The 22,595-nt window shown below is 34.1% G+C and carries 18 protein-coding genes and 1 tRNA gene; 18 read left to right on the top strand and 1 reads right to left on the bottom strand.

Going from position 1 to position 22,595, the window contains the following annotated elements; translation table 11 throughout:
- Window position 1 precedes the first annotated feature (1 nt).
- The 4 genes from J0A69_RS15285 (at window position 2) to bshB1 (ending at window position 3,792) form a co-directional block, all read left to right on the top strand.
- Complete coding sequence (locus J0A69_RS15285; RefSeq protein ID WP_026954085.1) at window positions 2-865, top strand: sigma-70 family RNA polymerase sigma factor; 864 nt, start codon at window positions 2-4, stop codon at window positions 863-865.
- Window positions 866-1,053: 188 nt separating this feature from the next.
- Window positions 1,054-1,998, top strand: coding sequence for a thioredoxin-disulfide reductase (gene trxB, locus J0A69_RS15280; RefSeq protein ID WP_206587472.1), 945 nt, complete (start codon window positions 1,054-1,056; stop codon window positions 1,996-1,998).
- A 9-nt stretch (window positions 1,999-2,007) separates the two neighbouring features.
- Window positions 2,008-3,051, top strand: coding sequence for a peptidoglycan DD-metalloendopeptidase family protein (locus tag J0A69_RS15275; RefSeq protein WP_206587471.1), 1,044 nt, complete (start codon window positions 2,008-2,010; stop codon window positions 3,049-3,051).
- 21 nt (window positions 3,052-3,072) lie between these two features.
- Entirely contained in the window at window positions 3,073-3,792 is a 720-nt protein-coding gene (gene bshB1 / locus J0A69_RS15270) for a bacillithiol biosynthesis deacetylase BshB1 (RefSeq protein ID WP_206587470.1), read from the top strand.
- Between the two features lie 2 nt (window positions 3,793-3,794).
- Here the strand turns inward: bshB1 and pdxH are convergent, their stop codons facing one another.
- Window positions 3,795-4,430, bottom strand: a complete 636-nt coding sequence (gene pdxH, locus J0A69_RS15265) for a pyridoxamine 5'-phosphate oxidase (protein ID WP_206587469.1) — start codon at window positions 4,428-4,430, stop codon at window positions 3,795-3,797.
- Window positions 4,431-4,532: 102 nt separating this feature from the next.
- On the opposite strand from pdxH, the gene J0A69_RS15260 reads away from it, so the two are divergent.
- The 14 genes from J0A69_RS15260 to J0A69_RS15195 all read left to right on the top strand — a co-directional run bounded on the left by J0A69_RS15260 (window position 4,533) and on the right by J0A69_RS15195 (window position 22,336).
- A complete protein-coding gene (locus J0A69_RS15260; RefSeq protein ID WP_206587468.1) occupies window positions 4,533-5,102 on the top strand; it encodes a YqgE/AlgH family protein in 570 nt (189 codons plus the stop codon).
- A gap of 48 nt (window positions 5,103-5,150) precedes the next feature.
- Window positions 5,151-7,193: a DUF349 domain-containing protein gene (locus J0A69_RS15255; protein WP_236032893.1), complete on the top strand. Its 2,043-nt coding sequence runs from the start codon at window positions 5,151-5,153 to the stop codon at window positions 7,191-7,193.
- Between the two features lie 99 nt (window positions 7,194-7,292).
- A tRNA-Thr gene (locus J0A69_RS15250) sits at window positions 7,293-7,365 on the top strand.
- 165 nt (window positions 7,366-7,530) lie between these two features.
- Window positions 7,531-8,733, top strand: coding sequence for a tyrosine-type recombinase/integrase (locus tag J0A69_RS15245; protein ID WP_206587467.1), 1,203 nt, complete (start codon window positions 7,531-7,533; stop codon window positions 8,731-8,733).
- A 239-nt stretch (window positions 8,734-8,972) separates the two neighbouring features.
- Window positions 8,973-11,000 (top strand): hypothetical protein, encoded by a 2,028-nt coding sequence (locus tag J0A69_RS15240; protein WP_206587466.1) that lies wholly within the window; start codon window positions 8,973-8,975, stop codon window positions 10,998-11,000.
- A gap of 306 nt (window positions 11,001-11,306) precedes the next feature.
- On the top strand, window positions 11,307-12,878 hold the full coding sequence (locus J0A69_RS15235) for a type I restriction-modification system subunit M (RefSeq protein ID WP_206587465.1): 1,572 nt from the start codon (window positions 11,307-11,309) through the stop codon (window positions 12,876-12,878).
- 1 nt (window position 12,879) lies between these two features.
- The gene (locus J0A69_RS15230) at window positions 12,880-14,097 is read left to right on the top strand and encodes a restriction endonuclease subunit S (protein WP_206587464.1); all 1,218 of its coding nucleotides are present in this window, start codon (window positions 12,880-12,882) and stop codon (window positions 14,095-14,097) included.
- Between the two features lie 12 nt (window positions 14,098-14,109).
- On the top strand, window positions 14,110-14,928 hold the full coding sequence (locus J0A69_RS15225; protein ID WP_206587463.1) for a toll/interleukin-1 receptor domain-containing protein: 819 nt from the start codon (window positions 14,110-14,112) through the stop codon (window positions 14,926-14,928).
- A 3-nt stretch (window positions 14,929-14,931) separates the two neighbouring features.
- Window positions 14,932-17,790 carry a type I restriction endonuclease subunit R gene (locus J0A69_RS15220; RefSeq protein ID WP_206587462.1) on the top strand — a complete coding sequence of 953 codons (2,859 nt, stop codon included), beginning with the start codon at window positions 14,932-14,934 and terminating at the stop codon, window positions 17,788-17,790.
- Window positions 17,791-17,801: 11 nt separating this feature from the next.
- Window positions 17,802-18,482, top strand: a complete 681-nt coding sequence (locus tag J0A69_RS15215) for a hypothetical protein (protein ID WP_206587461.1) — start codon at window positions 17,802-17,804, stop codon at window positions 18,480-18,482.
- Window positions 18,483-18,494: 12 nt separating this feature from the next.
- Window positions 18,495-19,397, top strand: a complete 903-nt coding sequence (locus tag J0A69_RS15210; protein WP_206587460.1) for a hypothetical protein — start codon at window positions 18,495-18,497, stop codon at window positions 19,395-19,397.
- 499 nt (window positions 19,398-19,896) lie between these two features.
- Window positions 19,897-20,775 carry an AAA family ATPase gene (locus J0A69_RS15205; RefSeq protein WP_206587459.1) on the top strand — a complete coding sequence of 293 codons (879 nt, stop codon included), beginning with the start codon at window positions 19,897-19,899 and terminating at the stop codon, window positions 20,773-20,775.
- Window positions 20,772-21,224 (top strand): JAB domain-containing protein, encoded by a 453-nt coding sequence (locus J0A69_RS15200; protein ID WP_206587458.1) that lies wholly within the window; start codon window positions 20,772-20,774, stop codon window positions 21,222-21,224. Before J0A69_RS15205 ends, J0A69_RS15200 begins: the two co-directional genes overlap by 4 nt.
- Window positions 21,225-21,313: 89 nt before the next feature.
- On the top strand, window positions 21,314-22,336 hold the full coding sequence (locus tag J0A69_RS15195) for a DUF3871 family protein (RefSeq protein WP_206587457.1): 1,023 nt from the start codon (window positions 21,314-21,316) through the stop codon (window positions 22,334-22,336).
- Window positions 22,337-22,595 lie beyond the last annotated feature (259 nt).

Below are 22,595 nucleotides of genomic sequence, written 5' to 3'. Positions count from 1 at the left end.
AATGAGGCAGCTAAAAATTAGCAAACAGATTACCAACAGAGAAAGCCAGTCACTGGATAAATATCTTCAGGAGATTGGAAAGGTAGACCTGTTGACAGCAGATGAAGAGGTAGTTCTGGCCAAAAGAATCAGAGAAGGCGACCAATTGGCTTTGGAAAAATTGACTAAAGCCAACCTTCGATTTGTCGTTTCTGTAGCAAAACAGTACCAGAACCAAGGTTTATCATTAGGTGATTTGATCAATGAGGGTAACTTGGGTCTAATAAAAGCTGCTCAAAGATTCGATGAAACTCGTGGTTTCAAATTCATTTCCTATGCTGTATGGTGGATTAGACAATCTATCTTGCAAGCTTTGGCTGAACAATCTAGAATTGTTCGTTTGCCTTTGAATAGAGTTGGTTCTTTGAATAAAATAAGCAAGACTTTCAGTGAACTTGAGCAGAAATTCGAAAGAGAGCCATCTCCGGAAGAATTAGCTGAGGTTTTGGAAGTAACTGCAAGTGAAGTTGTTGATACCATGAAGATTTCTGGTAGACACGTTTCAATGGATGCTCCATTTGTTCAAGGAGAAGAGAATAGCCTTTTGGACGTTTTGGAAAACGATGGAGATGAAAAACCAGATGATGGTTTGATGAATGATTCTCTTCGTAAGGAAGTTCAGAGAGCTTTATCTACTTTGACTCAACGTGAAGCCGATGTCATCACCCTTTATTTTGGACTGAACGGAGAGCATGCCATGACTTTGGAAGAGATCGGGGAGAAATTTAACCTGACTCGGGAAAGAGTAAGGCAAATCAAAGAAAAAGCAATCAGGAGACTTAGACATACTTCAAGAAGCAAGACCTTGAAGCCCTATTTGGGATAAAAGTCAAAAAAATAGAAAGGGGCTTTTAGCCCCTTTTTTAATATACACGGTACTGGTACTCTTTTTCAAATCAGAACATTTTCAGATTTGAATTACAAGCTTGAATTCTCTTAGGGAATTTTAACAGAGCCGAATATTGTTTACCCATCATAATTGACAAAATTTAACCGATTTAATACAAGCTATTAATGAATCAAGAAATTGAAAAGGTTCGAGTACTGATCATCGGTTCAGGACCAGCAGGATATACTGCAGCAATTTATGCCTCAAGGGCAGGTTTATCGCCAGTTTTATATACAGGAGGACAGCCTGGAGGTCAATTGACTATTACCAATGATGTGGAAAATTATCCGGGATACCCAGATGGTGTCATGGGACCACAAATGATGGAGGATTTCCGTAAGCAGGCAGAAAGATTCGGTACCCAAGTGAGATACGGAATGGTTACTAAGGTTGACTTCAATGTACATCCAAGAGTAGTGACCGTAGACGATCAAGTGACTGTTCATGCTGAAACAGTTATTATTTCCACTGGAGCATCAGCCAAATGGCTTGGTTTGGAAAGTGAGCAGCGCCTGAATGGAAAAGGAGTATCAGCATGTGCGGTTTGTGATGGCTTTTTCTTTAGAAATCAGGAAGTTGCTATCGTTGGTGCTGGAGATACAGCATGCGAAGAGGCTACTTATTTATCCAATATTTGCAGCAAAGTATACATGTTGGTGAGAAAAGATGAGATGAGAGCATCTCAAATCATGCAAAAACGTGTAATGAACAATCCAAAGATTGAAATCCTTTGGAATTCAGAGACAGATGAGATCCTGGGTGAGGAAGAAGTAACCGGCGTTAGAATTTTTAACAATAAAACCGGAGAAAAATCAGAATTGGCAATTTCTGGCTTCTTTGTTGCTATTGGACATCAACCAAATACTGAAATTTTCAAAGACATTATCCACATGGATAATTCTGGCTATATCAAAACTATTCCAGGTAGTTCAAAAACAAATATTGAAGGAGTATTCGCTTGCGGAGATGCCCAAGATAATGTTTATAGACAAGCTGTTACTGCCGCAGGAACAGGCTGTATGGCTGCTTTGGATGCAGAACGGTATTTAGCCGAAATAGAGAATCCATAAACCCAATTCATGAGGTCCACAGTTCTAAAGTTAGTTTTAGGAATATTTTTGAGCATTGGTTTGACAGAAGCCAATGCTCAAGTTTTTCCAAAGATTATCAAGAGAAATAATAATACCACGCAATCTTCTGGTACTCAGGAGAGAAAAAATATAGAATTAAGAGGATTTGACCAAGAGTCATATTTAAGAACACTGTCCTCCGTCACAGATTCCATTATTTTTGAAAATAATGTCAATCTGGGCAAAGTCAGATCCATTGTAAGTGAAGACCCGAATGTTATGATTTGGGCTCCGACCAATCAACTGGTAAAAGTTTCTGAGCAGATACAAATAGACAGTATATGGATCACAGCTTACGAGTATTATTCCAGTTGGGATAGCAAAAAGATTGACATTTATAACTTTGATCCAAAGACATTCACTGATTCAGTCAATATTCGATTATATGATCCGTTTTTCGGTTATGATTGGAAAATGCCTCTTGAGAAAACTCCTGTAACATCCACTTTTGGATCTAGATGGGGAAGATGGCATTATGGGACTGATTTAGACTTAAATACTGGAGATCCTGTCTACAGTGGTTTTGATGGAATTGTCAGAGTTAGATCCTATGATCGCTATGGCTACGGATATTATTTGGTGGTTCGTCATAAAAATGGTTTAGAAACACTCTATGGACACCTTTCAAAGTTTCTTGTAGATGTGGGTCAAGAAGTAAAAGCAGGAGATCTGATTGCAAAAGGAGGGAGTACAGGAAGAAGTACAGGTTCACACCTTCATTATGAGCTCAGGTATCGAGGCTTACCATTTGACCCACAATTGGTTTACGAATTTGATGAGGCTAAAATAATCGGCCCAAACTATTTAATTACACCAAGTACCTTTTCACAAGTTGTCAAAGCTAGAACTGCGGCCTATCACCGTGTGAAAAAGGGAGAGACTTTAGGTTCAATTGCAAGGAAATATGGAGTTTCAATCAACACTATCACCCGTTTGAATGGAATTTCTACTAGAAGTATATTAAGAATTGGTCAGAATCTCCGAGTGAGGTAAAGACTTAAACTTTGGTCAAAAATGACAAAACTTGATATTTTGGTTTTTGCAGCACATCCGGATGATGCTGAATTAGGCTGTGCAGGTACTATCTTATCTCAAGTAGAAAAGGGATATAAAGTAGGGATTGTAGATTTCACACAAGGTGAAATGGGAACCCGAGGAACACCAGAGACCAGGCTTCAAGAGGCAGAAGCAGCTGGTAAAATATTGAAATTGTCTGCCCGTGAGAATATGGGATTTAAAGACATTTATTTTGCTAATGATGAAGAGCATCAGCATCAACTTATTCAGGTAATAAGAAAATACAGACCTGAAATTGTTTTGGCAAATGCAGTCAATGACCGTCATCCTGATCATGGAAAAGGTGCAGAATTGGCTACTAAAGCCTGTTTTATGAGTGGTTTAAGGAAAATAGAAACTAGCTTCGAAGGGAAAAAACAAGAAGCTTGGAGGCCAAAGTTCGTTTACCACTACATTCAAAATAATTACATTGAGCCCGACTTTATCGTGGATATAACTCCATTTTGGGATCAAAAGGTGGAAAGCATTAAAGCCTTTAAATCCCAATTTTTTGATCCCAATAATCAGGAGCCAGCAAGTTTTATATCCGATCCTGAATTTCTCCCTTTCATTGAATCTCGAGCAAGGGATTTTGGTCATAGGATCATGAGTACCTATGGGGAGGGTTTTACAGTGGAAAGATATATTGGAGTTTCAGATTTATTCGATTTGAAATAATCTCAGGGAGCTAAAATAGAAAGCTCCCAATTTCCATTTTCTGAAGCCTGATATCGTACTCTATCATGTAATCTACTAGGTCTGCCTTGCCAAAATTCAACAGTACTTGGTATTACTCGATAACCACCCCAATGAGGAGGTCTTGTAATCGGGCTGTTTTCAAACTGTTTCTCTATTGTGGCTTGTCTTGAAAGGAGTTCCTCACGAGAACTTATCTTTTGACTTTGAGGGGAGGTCCATGCGCCAATTTGAGAACCTACAGGTCTGGAGAGGAAATATTCATCTGACTCTTGAGCACTTACTTTTTCTATATTCCCTTTGATTCTTACTTGCCTTTCCAATTCAGGCCAGAAAAATGTAAGTGAACAAACGGGATTATTTTCAATCTCTTTTCCTTTCTGACTTTCATAGTTTGTGTAGAAAACGAAGCCCGTATCCACCTCTTTCAGGAGCACGATTCTACCACTTGGCATTCCGTCTAATCCTATTGTAGCCAAAGTCATGGCATTTACTTCCAGAGCTTCCGCATTTATTGCTTCTTGCAGCCATACCTTAAATTGTTGCAATGGATCAGTATTTAAACTACTGATTTCCAATGTTTTGAGACTATAGTCTTTACGAATAGCTGAAATATTCATCACAAGTTAATTTTCAGTAAAATTTGTTAGATAAATGTACTATGGCTATTGATTTTAAAAAATTATGATCTATATTTTTCCTTTAATTATATCAGTTACTGAATGAGTCAAAATGAAAAGATAAAACCCAAGGCAGGAGATTTGTTGATTTCCGAGCCGTTTTTGCAAGACGAAAACTTCGTCAGATCTGTTGTGCTGCTTTGTGAACACAATGAAGAAGGAAGTTTTGGTTTGGTTTTTAATAAGCTTTCCATTCTCAAATTGGGAGAATTAGTGGAAGAGCTGGAATTTTTAGAAAATGAAGTCTTTGTAGGAGGACCAGTGGAACAGAATACCTTGCATTATATCTACCTAGGAGAGAAGGCCTTGGATAGAAGTATACAAATAGGTCAGGAACTGTGGTGGGGAGGAGATTATGAGCAATTAGTTGAAAAATTGAAAACAGGATTAATTGATCCTGAAAAAGTCCGTTTCTTTATCGGATATAGTGGCTGGGGTTTAAATCAGTTGGAAGAGGAATTAGAAGAAAATACCTGGATTGTTTGTAGAGAAGAAGTGGATTTACAAACTTTTGAATATACACCAGAAGAGCTTTGGAGAAAGCTCTTGAAAAACATGGGAGGGGAGTTTAAGGTAATGGCAAATTATCCCCTAGACCCAAGATTAAATTAGGCAAAATCCTTACTTTTGCCCATATTGCCTTGAAATAGTACCGTTTTTATGACTGAAAAAAGTAATGATTTGTCCGACAAGGACAAGGTGACTCAAACCTCCCAAAATGAAGAGGGAAAGGGTATCGAAAAAGAACAAAGTGTAGAATCTACAGAAGAGGCTACTGAGGAGGAGGTAAAAGCTGAAGCAGAAACTTCGGAAGAAGTGGAAGCCAGTGTTGATGCCGTGGAATCAGAAGATGTTTCTGAAGTAGAAAAAGAAGAGGAAGCTACTGAGGTTCAGGAACAAGCTGAAGCCAAAGAAGAAGTGGCTGCGGTAGCTGCTACAGATGATTCAGATGAGGAGGAGAACTCAGAAGAAGAGGAAGAGGATCATCATGAAGAAGAAATTGATTTGTCCTCTCTTACAAAAACTCAACTAGTCAAACTTCTAAAAGAAAAAGCTCAACAAGGTAATGTGTTGAAGCTTGATAAACTTGTACATGAAATTAAGGCTGCTTTTGATGAATTTATTCATAAAGAGCGTGATGAGGCATTGGAGAAATTCAAAGCAGAGGGTGGAGCGGAAGATGATTTCGACTTTAGACCAAGCGACGAAGAAAAAGAATTCAATACCTATTATTACGAATTCAGAAAGCAGGTAAATACAATCAGAAAAGACGCCGAAAAGCAAAAAGAAACAAATCTAGCTGCTAAAACGGAGTTGCTCAATAAATTAAGAGAACATGTAGATGGGGAGGAGACTACTCTCAGCATGGCCTCAATTAAAGCTATTCAGGAAGAGTGGAAGTCTATCGGACCAGTTCCTTCTTCTCAAAACAGAAGTTTATGGGCAAGCTATAATGCCCTAATGGATAGATTCTATGATAATAGAAGTATCTATTTTGAACTGAAAGAGCTTGACAGAAAGAAAAATCTTGAAAGTAAGACTGAACTTTGTGAAAAAGCTGAAGCATTAAAGGATGTCAAAGATCTGAAAGATGCGATCAAAGCTTTAAATGAATTGCATGAGGAATTCAAGCACATCGGCCCTGTGCCAAGAGATGAGCAAGAAGCTTTGTGGCAACGTTTCAAAGCAGCATCTGATGCAGTTTACGATCGAAGAAAAGAATATTACGAAGGTCAAAAAGAGGTTTTCCAAAAAAATCAAGAAGAGAAAGAAGCTTTGATCAAGAAGCTGGAATCATTCTCTGATTTTAAAGCTGAGAGAATCAAAGACTGGAATACCAAGACCAAAGAAATTTTAGAGATTCAAAAGGCTTGGGAAAAAATAGGTCCTGTGCCAAAAGAATCCGGAAAAGAAGTGAATAAAGCCTTCTGGGCTGCATTTAAGCTTTTCTTCCATAATAAGAATCTCTTCTTTAAGGAACTGGATGAAATCCGTGCAACTAATCAAGCCAAAGCAGAGGAATTGATAACCAAAGCAGAGGAGTTGATGAATAATACCGATTGGCAGAATACTGCAAATCAATTGGTGAAATTGCAGCAAGATTGGAAGCGATTGGGACCAACTCCAGAAAAAAGCAGAGATGCTTTGTATAAAAAATTCAAAGCTGCTTGTGATACCTTCTTTGATAATCGAAGAAATGCCAACAAGCAGAATAATGCGGAATTTGAGTCCAACCTTGTCAAGAAGCAGGAAGTAATCAAGAAGATTGAGACTTCTGCAGGAAAAGGAGAGGCAAGTGAGGAAGAGCTTACAGAACTTGTAGGTACATTCAATGAAATCGGATTTGTGCCAAGAAAGAGCATGAAGGAAATCCAGGCTCAATTTAAAGCTGCTGTCGATACTTATCTTGAAAAACTTGATCCAGAGAATTTTGATCGGGATGATTTCTTGTTCAGATTAAACTTGAATAAAATTCAATCGGATCCTAATGCTGTGAAAACCTTAAATAAGAAGGAGCATGGCATTAGAAAACAGATTTCTGACCTTGAGAATAACATTACCCTTTGGAAAAACAACTTGGAGTTTTTTGCAGCTTCCAAAACTGCAGATAAGCTGAAGGATCAGTTTGATGTGAAGATTCAGAAAGCAGAAGAAGAGATTGATAAGTTGAAGAAAAAACTATCCATCTTAAGAGAGTTTTAAATTAATCTCTCTCAGAATTAGAGAGATAGAAAAAATCCTTTAGCAGGGTTTGGAGTGAATATAAGCAAGGCCTATATTTGCACCACGTTAAAGGAAAAAGCCTCCTTAGCTCAGCTGGTAGAGCAACTGACTTGTAATCAGTAGGTCATTGGTTCGATCCCGATAGGAGGCTCTAAGAATAAGAGTTGCACATAATGTGTGACTCTTTTCTTATTTTAATCCTAGATGTAATTAGAATAGTTATTGATTTTTATGAATTACCACCTATGTGACTAGGTAATAGTGGTGATTTCAATGACAATTTCACTTACACTCTGTAGCCATAATCTTACTAGATATGGCAACACTACTTATCACTTTAAACAGCAGAAAAAGGAAAGATACCACACAAGCTGTTGTAATAAGGATTAGACATCTTAATAGGTATTTTGATATACCAACAGGTATTTACCTCTCTAAAGACAAATTTGACGCTAATAAAGGGGTTTTAGGAGATATTGAACTACAGCTTCAACTTGAAGAAATAAAAGCTAAATACTCCAAAAGACTAAGGCAATTTCAATTTGACAATATTGGTAGGACGTATTCTCTAGAGGATATAAAATTTAGCATCCTTCAAAAGCAACCAAATGAGTTAACTGTTAGAGAATTTTGGGAGGATAACATTGATTTATTACTGAAATCAAATAGAGGAGGATCTGCAAAAACTTACAAAAACACCCTATCTGTATTTTCCAAGATAATTAACCTTGATTGCAACTTCAGAAGTATTGGTATTAAACAGCTTCAGACTGTAGAAAAAGAGTTAAGACTTAGAGGGAATAATTACAATTCAATTGGTGTCTACATGCGAACATTCAGAGCTGTTTGTAACCGAGCTATCAATTACAATCTAGCCGACCTTGAATGGTACCCATTTAGGAGGTATAAAATTAAGTCTGAGAAGACTGTACCCAGAGTTATCTCATTAGAGGAGATGAGAAATTATTTTGATGCAGATATTCAGCAAAACAGTCCATTGTATAAAGCATGGAATGTAGGGAAGTTAATTTTTATGCTCCGAGGTATCAATCTCAGAGATTTAGTTTTCTTAACTGAAAAGAACATCAAGGGAGATAGAATCATTTATAAAAGAGGAAAAACAGGTAAGATGTACTCAATTGGGTTACATCCAGAAATGACTAGAATTTTAGATTTGTTTAAAAATGATAGAAGTACTTTATTAGGTATGGTACTAGATGAATATATTGGAAATGAGTCTAAATCAATTCATTACCGTGCTCAGATTACAAAAAGATTAAACTATAAATTGACCAAAATAGGAGAGATGATCGGTACTAATGAGAAGCTAACAACCTATGTATTTAGGTACTCTTATGCCAATATTGCAAAAAAACTTGGGTATAGTAAGGATCTAATTGCTGAAGCACTGGGACATGAATATGGCAACTCTGTTACAGGAATATATCTTGAGTTGTTTGATCAAGAGGTGCTTGACAAAATGAATGATGAAATCATTAGGGAAGTTTTATGTGTTTAAATACTTGAAATACAGATTACTATATATTTTTTTTTAAAAATTGAAACCATTTAATCATTAAATCACGTTAAACTGCCTCTAAGGAATTTTCAATATTCCATTTATATCGATCAATAGATCTATTTTTGACTAAGACCATATCAGCAGGGTAAAGCTGGTATTGGTGAAGAATGGTTTAAGACCATTATTTTTTTAATCTAGGTGAGTTGACCCTGACTTATCTACTAATAAGATAATTCATGTTAAATTTTATTGAAGGATCATCTGTCAAGGTGATCACGGAAGATTCTGTAAACAATTATTTTCATTATGAATTCCCTAAGAATGTAAAGTATCTAGGAGAAGTTTTAGAAGAAACACCTTATGGGATAATTGACAAAACAAAAACTGGTGTTGGAGCAACTACATTGGAGCTTAAAGCAACAAGGAACTCAATTATTGTAGAACCAACAAAAGCAACTGCATCAGCAAAAGCTAAGAAAACTCCTAATTCTCTTTACGTAGGGTCAGCTACACATGAATTAGAATGTCCAACAGATGAGGATATCAAGAACTATTTCAATAACTCATCAATACCTCACAAGAAAATCATTTGTGTAACTGACAGTCTACCGAGAATCCTAGATCAAATGTCTGAAGAACAAAAAGAAGAATATTTTTTATTAATTGATGAATCTGACTCAATGCAGATGGACTCTAGTTATAGAGCTTTAATGAATATTGCGATGAAGATCTATAAGACATTTCCATTGCAAAAAAGAGCTCTGATTACAGCAACACCTGTAATATTCAATGATCCTAATCTTTCTTTTGAGAGGAGAATAAAGCTTGACTTTGAGGAAAAGAAAGTTTTCGAAATTGTACTTCTTCATGCAGTAAATCCTTATGGAACTATTATAGAGCTGATTATGGAACTCGTCAAGCAATCTCTAGAGGATGTGAAGATGAGTAAACCATATACTAAGATTGTAGTAGCTCTAAATTCTGTAATAATGTCAAAAGTTTTAGCGAACAAGCTTTCATCACTTGGAATATCTCAAGATGATATTTCTATTCTATGTGGATCTCACTCAAAAGGTAAAGCTGGTAAGTTTAATCGTGAAATTGTAGACGGAATTTTACCTTCAAATATCAATTTTAAAACTTCTGCCTACTACAACGGAATTGATATAGAGGAGAGTTACCACCTCATTGCACTAACTGATAATACAGACTCAAATAATTCACCATCTGCATCGAGACTAACTCAAATTGCTGGAAGGTGTAGAGTATCGTTAGCTAGTTTCAAAATAGTACAATCCTTTAAACATGGTATTTCCTATCCAATCTATAACCTGAAAGATCTACAAGAAAGTGCTAAAAATGTAGTCGATTTATCTGGATGTATGAAGCACAATATTGAAGGTGATAAGTATTTGTCAAACAAACTTCCAAAAGTGCTTGAAAATTCAACCAAAAACTTAAATGTCGAAGGTTTTAGATTAACATTCTATGATAAATTTGATAGGATTCAAAAACTAGAGGTGTCTTACTTAGGTATAGATGCAATTTTAGAACTTCAGGATTCAAGGAATACTTATTATAGTAGCAAAGATAGTTTGGAAAAAAGATTAAAAGTGGAAGGACATACTGTGATCTCCAGGGAGCACATTAGCAAAGTGAAAATATCAGGACAAACAACAATCCGTGAAATAAATGCTTATAAAAAAAAGATGCTTATTAATGTTCTTAGAAAATTCGAGGTTAATCCATTTATATTCAAGATGCTACCTGCTGAAAAAATTGGAAAAGAAGGAATATTAATCAGTTCATTGTTCGAGGAATATCAAGCAAAAATGAACCATGAACAACTTATAAGAATGATAAAAAAGGCTTCAAGTCCACAAAGCAAGAAAAATTTCTCTCTCTTAGCTGCTCGGTTAGCATTCCATTTTTTAGAAGAGACGAGCGCAATTAAAGCATTAAGAGATAAGTACTTTAAGATTGGAGAGAAGATTTACAAAGATGAATTGACTTCAATAATAGAAGAATTTAGGAGAAAAAGTAATATTGATGTCATTATTGGGACTTCAGAATTAACAGACCTTGATCTCCTGAATGTAATGTGCACTATAGAACCTGTTAACTTCAACAAAAAAAGAATAGCAAAAGGTGCTCGTTCCTATTACAAAGTAATTGATCATCTACCATTTGGAGAATTAATTAAGAAAAAAACTTTTAATGTAAATGAATATTATGAAGCTAGTGCCATAATTGAAGTGAAATAGTACATAATAAAACCATTGCAATGTGGCAAACCTCCATGCTGAAGAACATTCTGAGTCAGATACCTTGTAGTGAAAATTAAAGGTAATTACCAAGCAAAAAAACTTTCCAGCATGATTTTACTAGATAGCAACTAAGGATGTAGCTTAATAATTAAGTGTAAGCTGAAAACTCATTACTATTGATTAAGCATCAATCTTGATGGAGGCGAATAAAGTCTTTCCTTACTAAGAATATTCACATTTTTAAGACTAATTTCTTCATTTGTTGAGCTGAAAATGATACTTTCAGTAGCAAATCAAAATTAAATGAGTGAAGATCACAAGAAGCAACTAGAGCAACAGCTCTGGAATATTGCTAACACATTGAGAGGTAAGATGAATGCTGATGAATTCAGAGATTACATCTTAGGTTTCATTTTTTACAAGTACCTGTCTGAGAAAATGGACTTGTACGCAAATACCATCCTTAGTGAGGATAAGATCACTTACAAATCTATTGATGAACAAACTGAATTAGGTAAGCAATACCTGGAGGTAATTCATGAGGAAGCATTAGAAAAGTTAGGGTATTTTCTCAATCCTAGTGAGTTATTCTCAGAATTAGCAAAAAAAGGTAATTCAGATATTGAAGGTTCAAGCAATTTTATTCTTGAAGATCTTCAGAGAATACTTAATAACATTCAGTTAAGTACCATGGGATCTGAGTCTGAAGAAGACTTTGATAATTTATTTGAAGACATGGATCTTAATTCAACGAAGTTGGGTAAGACTCCGGAAGCAAGAAATCAATTAATATCAAAAGTTCTTTCTCACCTGGATAAAATTGACTTTAAGTTGGAAGAGACGGAGTTAGATGTATTAGGTGATGCTTATGAATATCTGATTGCTCAGTTTGCAAGTGGTGCAGGTAAAAAAGCAGGTGAATTTTACACTCCTCAAGAAGTTAGTACAGTACTTGCAAAAATTGTCACTACAGGTAAAGAGAAATTAAAATCAGTATATGATCCTACATGTGGATCAGGTTCGCTCCTACTCAGAGTTGCAAAAGAAGTAAAAGAAGTAGGTAATTTTTATGGTCAAGAACTTAACAGAACTACTTACAACCTTGCTAGGATGAACATGATTCTTCATGATGTGCATTATAGGAAGTTTGATATCAAGCAAGAAGACACCTTAGAATACCCACAGCATATTGACTATCAGTTTGAAGCAATAGTTGCTAATCCTCCATTCTCAGCAAATTGGTCTGCTAATCCACTACATATGAGTGATGATAGGTTTTCTCAGTATGGAAAATTAGCTCCTTCAAGCAAAGCGGATTTTGCTTTTGTACAGCACATGATATATCACCTAGCTGATAATGGTACTATGGCAATTGTATTACCACATGGTGTATTGTTCAGGGGTGGAGCTGAAGCACATATCAGACAATTTTTGATTGAAGATAAAAACTACCTTGATGCTGTGATAGGTTTACCAGGTAATATATTCTATGGTACATCAATTCCTACCTGCATTCTAGTCTTTAAAAAGTGCAGAGAACAAGCCGACTCAGTATTATTTATAGATGCAAGTAATGACTATGAGCGAGCAAAAACTCAAAACTACTTAAGAGAACAAGATATTTCAAAGATCATATGCACCTTCAGAGAGCGTACTGTGAAGGATAAGTATTCTTACTTAGCAAGTCTTGAGGAGATTAAGGAGAATGAATACAACCTTAATATTCCACGCTATGTAGATACTTTTGAAGTGGAAGAAAAGATTGATTTAAAAGAGACTGTTGAAAGAATTAAATCTATTGAAATTGATTTAGAGTCAATTGATAGTCAAATTGAAGTCTTCTGTAATGAACTTGGAATAGAATCACCCAAATAATATGGTACCTGAAATTAGATTTAATGAGTTCTACGATAGTTGGAATAATGTTACTCTTGGTAAAGTATCAAAATTTTCTAAAGGTAAAGGGATATCTAAATCAGATATTGATTCATCAGGTAATCTTGAGTGCATTAGATATGGGGAGCTATACACTCATTATGGAGAAACGATATCAGAAATCATTTCTAGAACAAACACACCTAAGAAAGAATTAATATTGAGTGAAATTAATGATGTCATAATACCGGCATCTGGGGAAAGTTCTATAGATATAGCTAAAGCATCTTGTGTGAAAAAGGAAGGGGTCGCATTAGGAGGTGATCTTAATATTATAAAATCTAAAATTGATGGCGTGTTTCTTTCCTATTACCTAAATGGAAAGAGAAAGATTGAAATTGCAAAACTTGCACAAGGCAATTCTGTAGTACACTTATATCCTAAGCAATTAGGACTACTACAGATAAATGTGCCTACAAAACCTGAACAACAAAAAATTGCATCATTTCTCTCCTTGGTAGATGAGAAGATCAATAAACTCAAAGAAAAAAAAGAACTACTAGAGCAATACAAAAAGGGAGTAATGCAGCAGTTGTTCTCTCAAGAAATTAGATTCAAAGATGAGAATGGTGAAGATTTTCCTGATTGGGAGGAATTACAATTAAGTGAAATCCTATATGAGCATAAAACAAAAAATAAGGAGAACTCAATAACTGAAGTATTCTCTGTTGCAAAACATAAAGGAGTGATTAATCAGATAGAGCATCTAGGTAGATCATATTCAGCTAAAGATATTGGACATTATAAAGTAATTCTACCTGGGGATGTTGTATATACCAAAAGTCCTACATCAGAATTTCCATTTGGAATTATTAAGCAAAATCAAACTGATAGATCAGGTGTTGTCTCACCACTATATGGAGTTTTTACTCCTGATACAGAAGCTCTTGGTTATATTCTTCATGAATATTTTCTATCTCCAATCAACACATATAATTATTTGAATCCTCTAGTGCAAAAAGGAGCAAAAAACACCATGAATATTAATAATGATACATTCTTAAATGGTGCTCAAATCCCTCTCCCTGTTGTAGAAGCAGAGCAAAGAAAAATTGCAGAATTTATATCAAAACTGAGTTCAAAAATAGAATTGTTGGTAAGTCAAATTGAGCAGCTTGAGACTTGGAAGAAAGGGTTACTTCAACAAATGTTTGTTTAAATGACCCTATATATGCAACCAATTAAGCAAATAGAAATTCTCTTTAATTTAGAACAGGAAGCTGAGAGTTTAAAAGATTCTAATGTTGATAACCCTAAATTTAAAATTTGGAAACTAACAGTTGAAGATAGGTTGTCAATGATTTTTGGTGATTTTAATACTCAATCAAAAAGGTTTAAGGATATAAAGTTTGAAAGAAATCCTACTTATGCTGAGTATTTGGCGGGAGTGAAGTTTGAAAAAGAAGTTTTTAATAAAGGTATTGAAGATGCAATTATTTTGTTTCAAGCAGTTAGAGGAAGTATTGAGGAGTTTGGGGATTATTCTAAGAATGAAGTTGCTGAAAAAGGTATGAATAAAATATTTATTAGTCATTCTAGTAGGGATATAGAATATGTTGAAGAAGTTGTTGAAATGCTCAAAGTAATAGGGTTAAGTAGAAATCAAATTTTTTGCTCTTCATTTGAAGGTTATGGAGTTGAATTGGGGGAAGATTTTTTAGAAAGAATAAAATCAGAGATAAACTCAAATTCAATAGTGTTATTCGTGATCACTCCAAATTATTTTGAAAGTCAAATCAGTATGTGTGAAATGGGTGCAGCATGGGTATTGTCTAAAATTGGTATTCCTATTTTAATTCCTCCATTAGGGTTCGATGATTTAAGAGCTGTAATTCCTACTATACATGGTCTTAAAATTAATGATAGCAAGAAATGGAATTCTTTGAAATATTTAATTCAAAAAGAATTTGGTGGTATTAAGCATGATGATCACACTTGGGAACCAGATAGAGATAGAATTCTAAATAGAATTGAAAAATTAATTCAGTAAATAATGTCTCGTCAATCAGAACAAGTTCTTGAAGAACAGCTCATTAAACAACTTCAATCACAGGGGTATACCTATGTAACTCTTAAAGATGAAGTAAGTCTGATTGGTAATTTGAAGAATCAGCTTGAGAAACACAATAAAGTAAAGTTTACAGCTCCAGAATTTGAAAGAGTGCTCAATCTCTTAAATAAAGGATCTGCATTTGAGAAAGCTAAGACTCTTCGTCAAAAACAGCATATTCAGCTGGATAATGGTGATGATTTATACTTTGAATTCATTAACACAGAACATTGGTGTCAGAATCAATTCCAGGTAACTAATCAAGTCACAATGGAGGGTAAGTACAAAAATAGGTACGATGTTACACTCTTGATTAATGGATTACCCCTTGTACAGATAGAGCTAAAGAGAAGAGGTTTAGAATTAAAAGAAGCATTTAACCAGGTTAATAGATACCATAAACACTCCTTTGGAAGTGGTGCAGCTCTCTTCCAGTATGTTCAAATATTTGTAATCAGTAATGGAGTGAACACCAAGTACTATGCAAATAACAGCAAACAATCATTCAAGCAGACTTTCTATTGGACGGACAAAGAGAATAACCGGTTAACAAATATTCTGAATGGATTTACTTCTGATTTTTTAGATCCATGTCATATTTCTAAGATGATCTGTAAGTACATAGTGCTTAATGAGACATTTAAGATACTCATGGTGCTGAGACCATATCAATTTTATTCAGTGGAAGCTTTAATTGATAGAGTTATCAATACCAAGAAAAATGGATATATCTGGCATACTACAGGTTCAGGTAAGACTTTGACATCATTTAAATCAGCTCAGATTTTAATGAATTTACCGGAAGTTAAAAAAGTAGTATTTGTAGTAGATAGGAAAGATCTAGATTATCAGACGTCAAGAGAATTTGACAGCTTTAGTAAAGGTTGTGTTGATGCAACAGAAAATACAAGAGGTTTGGTCGAGCAATTCTCTGATAACACCAAGTTAATTGTCACCACTATTCAGAAGCTTAATACTGCAATAAGTAAAGCTAAGTTCAGCAAGAAGATGGATCTGCTCAAAGATGAGCGGATGGTATTCATATTCGATGAGTGTCATAGAAGTCAATTTGGAGAGACACATAATAGAATAAAGTCTTACTTCTCAAATATTCAACTATTTGGATTTACAGGTACTCCAATATTTGCTGACAATGCAGTCAAGAATGAATTGGGGAAGAGAACAACCAAAGAATTATTTGGAGAATGTCTTCATAAATATGTAATAACTGATGCTATTAAAGATGAGAATGTTTTAAAATTCTCAGTTGAATATGTAGGGAAATACAAAGCAAAGGAAGGTTCAAAAACTGCTCTAGACATTAAGGTTGAAGACATTAACACCAAAGAGTTGATTGAAGACTTTGGTAGACTTGAAAAAATCACTGATTACATTATTGCCAATCATTCTAAAAAAACTCACAACAGAGAATTTACCGGGATGTTCTGTGTAAGTAGTGTGGAAGTATTGATCAAATATTATGAGTTGTTCAGAAAGAAAAAACTGAATGGAGAACATAATCTTACAGTTGCAACAATCTTTAGCTATGCTGCAAATGAAGATGATAAAGATGCAAATGGATCAATTTCAGAAGAACTCTCTGTAGTAGAAGAAGATCCTAGAGCATTGTACGGTTTGAATAAACACACCAGAGAGAAATTAGATGAGTATATCAGTCACTACAATGAGACTTTCGGTACAAAATTTTCCACCCGTGATACTCAGAGCTTTTACAACTACTACAATGACATTTCCAAAAAGGTACGAGAGAAGAAGGTTGATATTCTCTTAGTGGTGAATATGTTCCTTACTGGATTTGATTCTCCCAAACTCAACACTCTATATATAGATAAGAATTTACAGTATCATGGGTTAATTCAAGCTTATAGCAGAACTAACAGAATATTGAATGAATTGAAATCTCAGGGTAATATTGTTGTATTTAGAAATCTCAAACAAGCTACAGATGAAGCTATTACACTCTTCAGCAATAAGAATGCGATTGATGTAATCATCATGGAACCTATTGAAAACTATCAGGAGAAATTTAATGAAGCAGTAGCTAAATTAAAAGATCTTGTTCCTACAGTTGATTCAGTTAATGATCTTAGAAGTGAGGAGGAAGAATTTGAATTTGTAAAGGCATTTAGAGAGTTGATGAGATACAAGAATACATTGAGTTCATTTGTAGATTTTACCTGGGAAGTACTTGATATCAATGAACAGGAGTTTGAAGATTACAAGAGTAAATACTTAGATGTTCATGAAAAAGTGAAATCTAATATTCAACCAGATAAAGTTTCCATTCTGGAAGATGTAGATTTTGAACTAGAACTAATTCATAGAGATGAAATAAATGTTGCTTATATTCTACAGCTTTTATCAGCATTAAAGGATTCTAAACCAGAAGATCAAGAGAAGAAGAAGAAAGAAATAGTTGATCTGTTAAGTGGTGAAACAAGTCTAAGGAGTAAGCGTGAGTTGATTGAAAAATTCATCAATGAGAATTTACCTCATATCTCAGACACTCAAAATTTAGAAGATGAGTTTGATAAGTTTTGGACTGAAGAGCAAATTAAAGCATTTGATAAGCTGGTAAAAGAAGAGAAATTATCACCTGAGAAAACGCAAAATTTGATAGAGAACTACTTATTCTCAGAGAGAGAACCTTTACGAGATGATGTGTTAGATTTAATTGAAGGTGATAAACCAACAGTGCTACAGAGAAAGTCTGTTGGAGCTAGAATACTAAAAAGAGTAATGGACTTTGTAGATACTTTTGTAGAGAGGGTTATCAGCTAACAAATTTTAATATGAATTTTATCAAAAGAAATTTCAAAAGTATAGCAATATCATTTGTAGTTGGTGTAGTTATTTTTTATTTACAACCATTTTTGGATATTTTAGGTAAGGCATTTGTTAATTTTATAATATATGTTAATGAGAATATAAGTAATGTATATTATAAAAGTATAGCAGTTGATGATCCAAATTTATTTTCACAAAACAATAGTTTAGTTTTAGTCTTATTATTTGAATTTGTTTTATTTATAATTTTTGTTAACATTAAAAATTTTAATTACGAGGTTTCAAAATTAAAGATGTCCTTTAGAGATAGTTTAAATACTACGCTATCGCCCGCTCAGATTGAGAAAAGAAACAATATTGAATTAGAAAATAATTTAATTGAATTAGAAAAAAGCATATCAATTAAATCTAATGCATTAGATAGAAGAGTTAAGCTACTAGATAGACTTTTTCTATTTACATCAGTAATATTGTTTCTTTTAATTTTCTTTAATCATAGTTTTAAAAAATCAATATCTGAAAAGAATCTTGAATTTAGAAATAGATTGATTGTTATTAAGCCTTATGTAGATATTCAAGAGATTGATATGTTAAAGTCTAAATGGGCTAGAATTGAGAATCTAAATGATTACAATAATACAATTTCATATTTATTGAAATTAGAAGAGGAATTTTTGATCGAATAGAAATTTGTCAATATGGATAATTCAATTAAGATTTTTGGATTGATAATAATATTATTCTTAAACGGTTGTGCACAAGATAAGGACGTTCTTATTAAAAGCATAAAGACAGTAACAGGGACTGCAATTGAACAGGTTGATGAAATTATTCAAGATGAGATAAAGCGAGATTTTGATGATGGGGCAATAGATAATCAAAATAGTATAGTGAATTTTGATAAAGAGGGGAGAGTTTTACGTAAAATGTTTTTTCAATCAGATCTTGAGGTGAATTTTACTCAAAATTATGAATATAATAATTTAGGAGATGTTACTCTTGTCTCAAATTTTCAAGATGGGAATTTAGTAGGTAAAGAATACTATAAATATGATGAATATAATAGATTGTTTGGTGTTAAAACAATTGAAGCCGATGGAAGTGTTAGTAATTTCACAATGGTCACCTATGAAGATAACAATAATACCGTAATTACTAAGTATTATAAATCAGATGATTTTTATAGTCAAGGTATACTTCAGCAAACTCAAATTGAAAAATTTGATAGTAATAAGAATCTGATTTATAGAAGAGTTGAGTTTGGTGAAGATATGGAGGTCTATCAGGATAGGTTCAAAACTTATCAGTATGACAGTTTAAACCAACTAATATTAATTGAATCCTACCAAAAAGATATGCCTGAATCATTTATTAATAATGGAGGGAGAGAAGCATCGTATTCTAAATATCAAGAAGAAGAATTTGAATATGATGAATTTGGTAATGTTGTAAAAGATTTTATGTTTCATGATATTGCTATGCTCTCTAAAAATTATAAATATGTTTACCAATATAATGATTTTGGAGATTGGATTAAATGTGTTAGGTACCAAAATGAAATACCTATGTTTATTACATTGAGAGATATTAGTTATTATTAGAATTAAAATATGTCATTTCCTCTGATTTTTTTATAATGCTTCAATTGTTCCCTAACACACCTTTTAAAATTTAGTGATTTTTTCATCATTCTGAAATACGGGTGTGAATAATGTAATGACCAAGAGATTCTAGAATTTTGATTGATTTCATTTGTATCAGAGGTTAAATGAGCTTTCTTATTAAAAATCTTAATTAATTCTGCTTCATTTTCAGAGTTCATCTTAGCATAGTGCTCTGGAAATACTCTCATCAAGTAATTGATAAAAATGTCATTTGAGGATATGTACATTATTTAACTGGGTTATTCCAAAATTAAAATTTATAATTTTTTTCAACTGTACCAACGAGAAATAAGAGTCTATACTTGTTTCAACCCCCTCTGCATTAAGCAGTCTGTATACCCCCGTGTACAGACTAATTAATACCTGGAATTGATCTACGTGCACGGATTCCAGTTCATTTCAATCAATAATTTAACATTTTAAACATTTAAATTCTATGGAGTTACGACTTTCAAATCGTTCTCAAGCACGCATTAGAATAGGTGTGCAAGGAACTTCAGGTAGTGGTAAGACTTACTCGTCTTTACTGCTTGCATTTGGATTGTGTAAGGATTGGAAAAAGATTGCAGTAATTGATTCAGAAAATCAATCTGCAGACTTGTATTCTCATCTAGGAGAGTACAATGTTATTACTTTGAAACCTCCCTACACACCAGAAAGGTACATTGAAGCAATAGATTTATCTCAAAAATCTTCAATGGATGTAATCATTATTGACAGTCTTAGTCATGAATGGGAGGGTGAAGGAGGAATTCTAGAATCACATGCACAAATGGCAGGTAACAGTTTTACCAATTGGTCTAAGATTACACCAAGACATAATGCTTTGATTCAAAAGATTCTTAATTCTCCAGCTCATGTAATTGCCACAATCAGATCTAAACAAGACTATATAATAACTGATAAAAATGGCAAATCTGTACCTGAGAAGGTAGGTATGAAGGGTATACAGCGTGATGGTTTGGAGTATGATTTTACGATCATGCTAGAACTTGATATTTACCACAATGCAAAAGTGAGTAAGGATCGAACACAACTCTTTAATATTAATGCACCATTTAAAATTAATCAGGATACGGGGGAACTGATTGCAAAGTGGTGTGTAGAAGGTGCTGCTACAAAAGCTAGTATAGTGGAAGAGAAAATTAAGAACTGTTTAGTTCTAGAAGACCTCTATAAACTGTACAAAGAAACAGAAGGAGCAGACAAGTGGATTGCAGAGTTTAACAGCAGAGCAAATCAACTTAGATTGAATGTTAATCAGACAAATGGAATACCTCATTTAGGAAGTATTATTTCAAATGGAGTAAAATGAATCTGAGCAATCTGGGTGAGTTAAGTGTTGGATATAAATACCACACAACTCTTAGTAATAGACCTGTAATCAAGGATGTAGAAGGAGCAGTAGAGATAATAAATGTTCTCATTGATCAAGAACGTGTTGGTCTACAAGAACAATTTGTAGTGATCTACTTAAATCGCTCTAATACAGTAATCGGTACGATGAATACATTTTCAGGAGGTGTTAGTGCAACAGTGGTTGATTTAAAGATCATTGTTGGTACTGCAATCAATTTAATGTGTTCAGCGGTAATTGTTGCACATAATCACCCTTCAGGTAATATGAATCCTTCAACACAAGACATCTTACTTACAAAAAAGTTGACGTCTGCACTTGAAATGATGGATATCACATTACTGGACCATATCATAATTGGTCCTGAAGGAAGATATTGCTGCTTCAGTGAATTAAGTCTTATTTAAAAAACTACTCCATAGAATAGAAGACCTACTCTCATAAAGGGTAGGTCTTTCTGTTTTATGGGGTATTCACTCAATTTAAATCTATAATTATGAACTTAAATTTCAATCCCTTTGGTGAGAATGAAGAATTCTCCCAGTCAAATGGTGTCGTGCATCATGAAATTGATCTTTCACAATCAATTTCTCTACCTGCAAGAAAACCATTTATTGAAGCAAATACTATGGAGGTTAAGCTTCAGCATCTTTCAAATGACTGCATCATTCCGGTGTTTGCAAAAGACAATGAAAGGACTATCTCTCATCAAGAGTTTATTGACAGCTCCTTAGATGCATGTTTGAGTGTTATTCCAGGAATAAACATAGAATTACCAGAAATTAGGGTAAGTCATCAAATTAAAGGAAGAACACCAGATGCAATTCATAAACCTGCAAGTCAACTGCTTGACAATGAAAAAACTATCTATTATGAACGGATGGCATTTATTGCAAGGATTCCTGAAATAACAGAGAAGATAGGAGGGAATACAGTCTCACTTGCAATAGGAGGAGTTAGGAGTTATAACTTGGAAAATCTGTATCAAAAGAAGAGTATGGAGAAATTCAAGTTCTTTATAGGATTCCAGAATTTGGTATGCTGTAATCTTTGTGTAAGTACAGATGGATATCAAGAACAGATGAAAGCGTCTTCACTGGAGCAATTAAGTGGGTATATTATGAGTGTTATTCAGAATTATAAGGTGGACAAGCACATTTTGCAGATGAAAGAACTTTCTGAATATTCTCTTACTGAACAACAGTTTGCACAGTTAGTAGGAAGATGCAGACTCTATCAGCATCTTTCAAAGGATGCAAAAAAGTCTATACCTGAACTTCATTTCACTGACGGTCAAATTAATCTAGTTGCAAAAGACTTCTATCAAGATGAAAGTTTCTCTCGTGATGATAGAGGAGACATCAACTTATGGAATGTATATAACCTGTTCACTCAAGCTAACAAGAGCAGTTATATCGATACATTTCTTGATCGTAGTCTAAATGCTTTGGAATTTACCACAGGTATTCAGAATGCATTGAAGAATGAAGAAAACGGATATGAATGGTTCTTATCTTAAATAATTAATTCACTTGCTACAGAGTGTAGAATTCAATGACATATTTATTATTAATTGTTGTAACATGCTGAATATCAATTAGCTCAGCTGGTAGAGCAACTGACTTGTAATCAGTAGGTCATTGGTTCGATCCCGATAGGAGGCTCTGAAACGATAAAGCCACTCGACAAACCGAGTGGCTTTTTTATTTTTAAATTAGTCTGGATGACTATGGGATTTTTTGTTTACATCATTTATTCAGGGAGCAGGGACAGTTACG

Origin of the sequence: Algoriphagus pacificus, from assembly GCF_017254845.1 — a bacterium.
Lineage (GTDB): Bacteria > Bacteroidota > Bacteroidia > Cytophagales > Cyclobacteriaceae > Algoriphagus > Algoriphagus pacificus.
This window is presented reverse-complemented; position numbering and strand designations above follow the sequence as displayed.

Coding starts and splice junctions, on each gene's coding strand:
- J0A69_RS15195 (WP_206587457.1), top strand. CDS start 21,314: ATGAACTTAAATTTCAATCCCTTTGGTGAGAATGAAGAATTCTCCCAG.
- bshB1 (WP_206587470.1), top strand. CDS start 3,073: ATGACAAAACTTGATATTTTGGTTTTTGCAGCACATCCGGATGATGCT.
- J0A69_RS15235 (WP_206587465.1), top strand. CDS start 11,307: ATGAGTGAAGATCACAAGAAGCAACTAGAGCAACAGCTCTGGAATATT.
- J0A69_RS15225 (WP_206587463.1), top strand. CDS start 14,110: ATGCAACCAATTAAGCAAATAGAAATTCTCTTTAATTTAGAACAGGAA.
- J0A69_RS15285 (WP_026954085.1), top strand. CDS start 2: ATGAGGCAGCTAAAAATTAGCAAACAGATTACCAACAGAGAAAGCCAG.
- J0A69_RS15205 (WP_206587459.1), top strand. CDS start 19,897: ATGGAGTTACGACTTTCAAATCGTTCTCAAGCACGCATTAGAATAGGT.
- J0A69_RS15200 (WP_206587458.1), top strand. CDS start 20,772: ATGAATCTGAGCAATCTGGGTGAGTTAAGTGTTGGATATAAATACCAC.
- J0A69_RS15255 (WP_236032893.1), top strand. CDS start 5,151: ATGACTGAAAAAAGTAATGATTTGTCCGACAAGGACAAGGTGACTCAA.
- J0A69_RS15245 (WP_206587467.1), top strand. CDS start 7,531: ATGGCAACACTACTTATCACTTTAAACAGCAGAAAAAGGAAAGATACC.
- J0A69_RS15220 (WP_206587462.1), top strand. CDS start 14,932: ATGTCTCGTCAATCAGAACAAGTTCTTGAAGAACAGCTCATTAAACAA.
- J0A69_RS15215 (WP_206587461.1), top strand. CDS start 17,802: ATGAATTTTATCAAAAGAAATTTCAAAAGTATAGCAATATCATTTGTA.
- trxB (WP_206587472.1), top strand. CDS start 1,054: ATGAATCAAGAAATTGAAAAGGTTCGAGTACTGATCATCGGTTCAGGA.
- J0A69_RS15230 (WP_206587464.1), top strand. CDS start 12,880: ATGGTACCTGAAATTAGATTTAATGAGTTCTACGATAGTTGGAATAAT.
- pdxH (WP_206587469.1), bottom strand. CDS start 4,430: ATGAATATTTCAGCTATTCGTAAAGACTATAGTCTCAAAACATTGGAA.
- J0A69_RS15260 (WP_206587468.1), top strand. CDS start 4,533: ATGAGTCAAAATGAAAAGATAAAACCCAAGGCAGGAGATTTGTTGATT.
- J0A69_RS15240 (WP_206587466.1), top strand. CDS start 8,973: ATGTTAAATTTTATTGAAGGATCATCTGTCAAGGTGATCACGGAAGAT.
- J0A69_RS15275 (WP_206587471.1), top strand. CDS start 2,008: ATGAGGTCCACAGTTCTAAAGTTAGTTTTAGGAATATTTTTGAGCATT.
- J0A69_RS15210 (WP_206587460.1), top strand. CDS start 18,495: ATGGATAATTCAATTAAGATTTTTGGATTGATAATAATATTATTCTTA.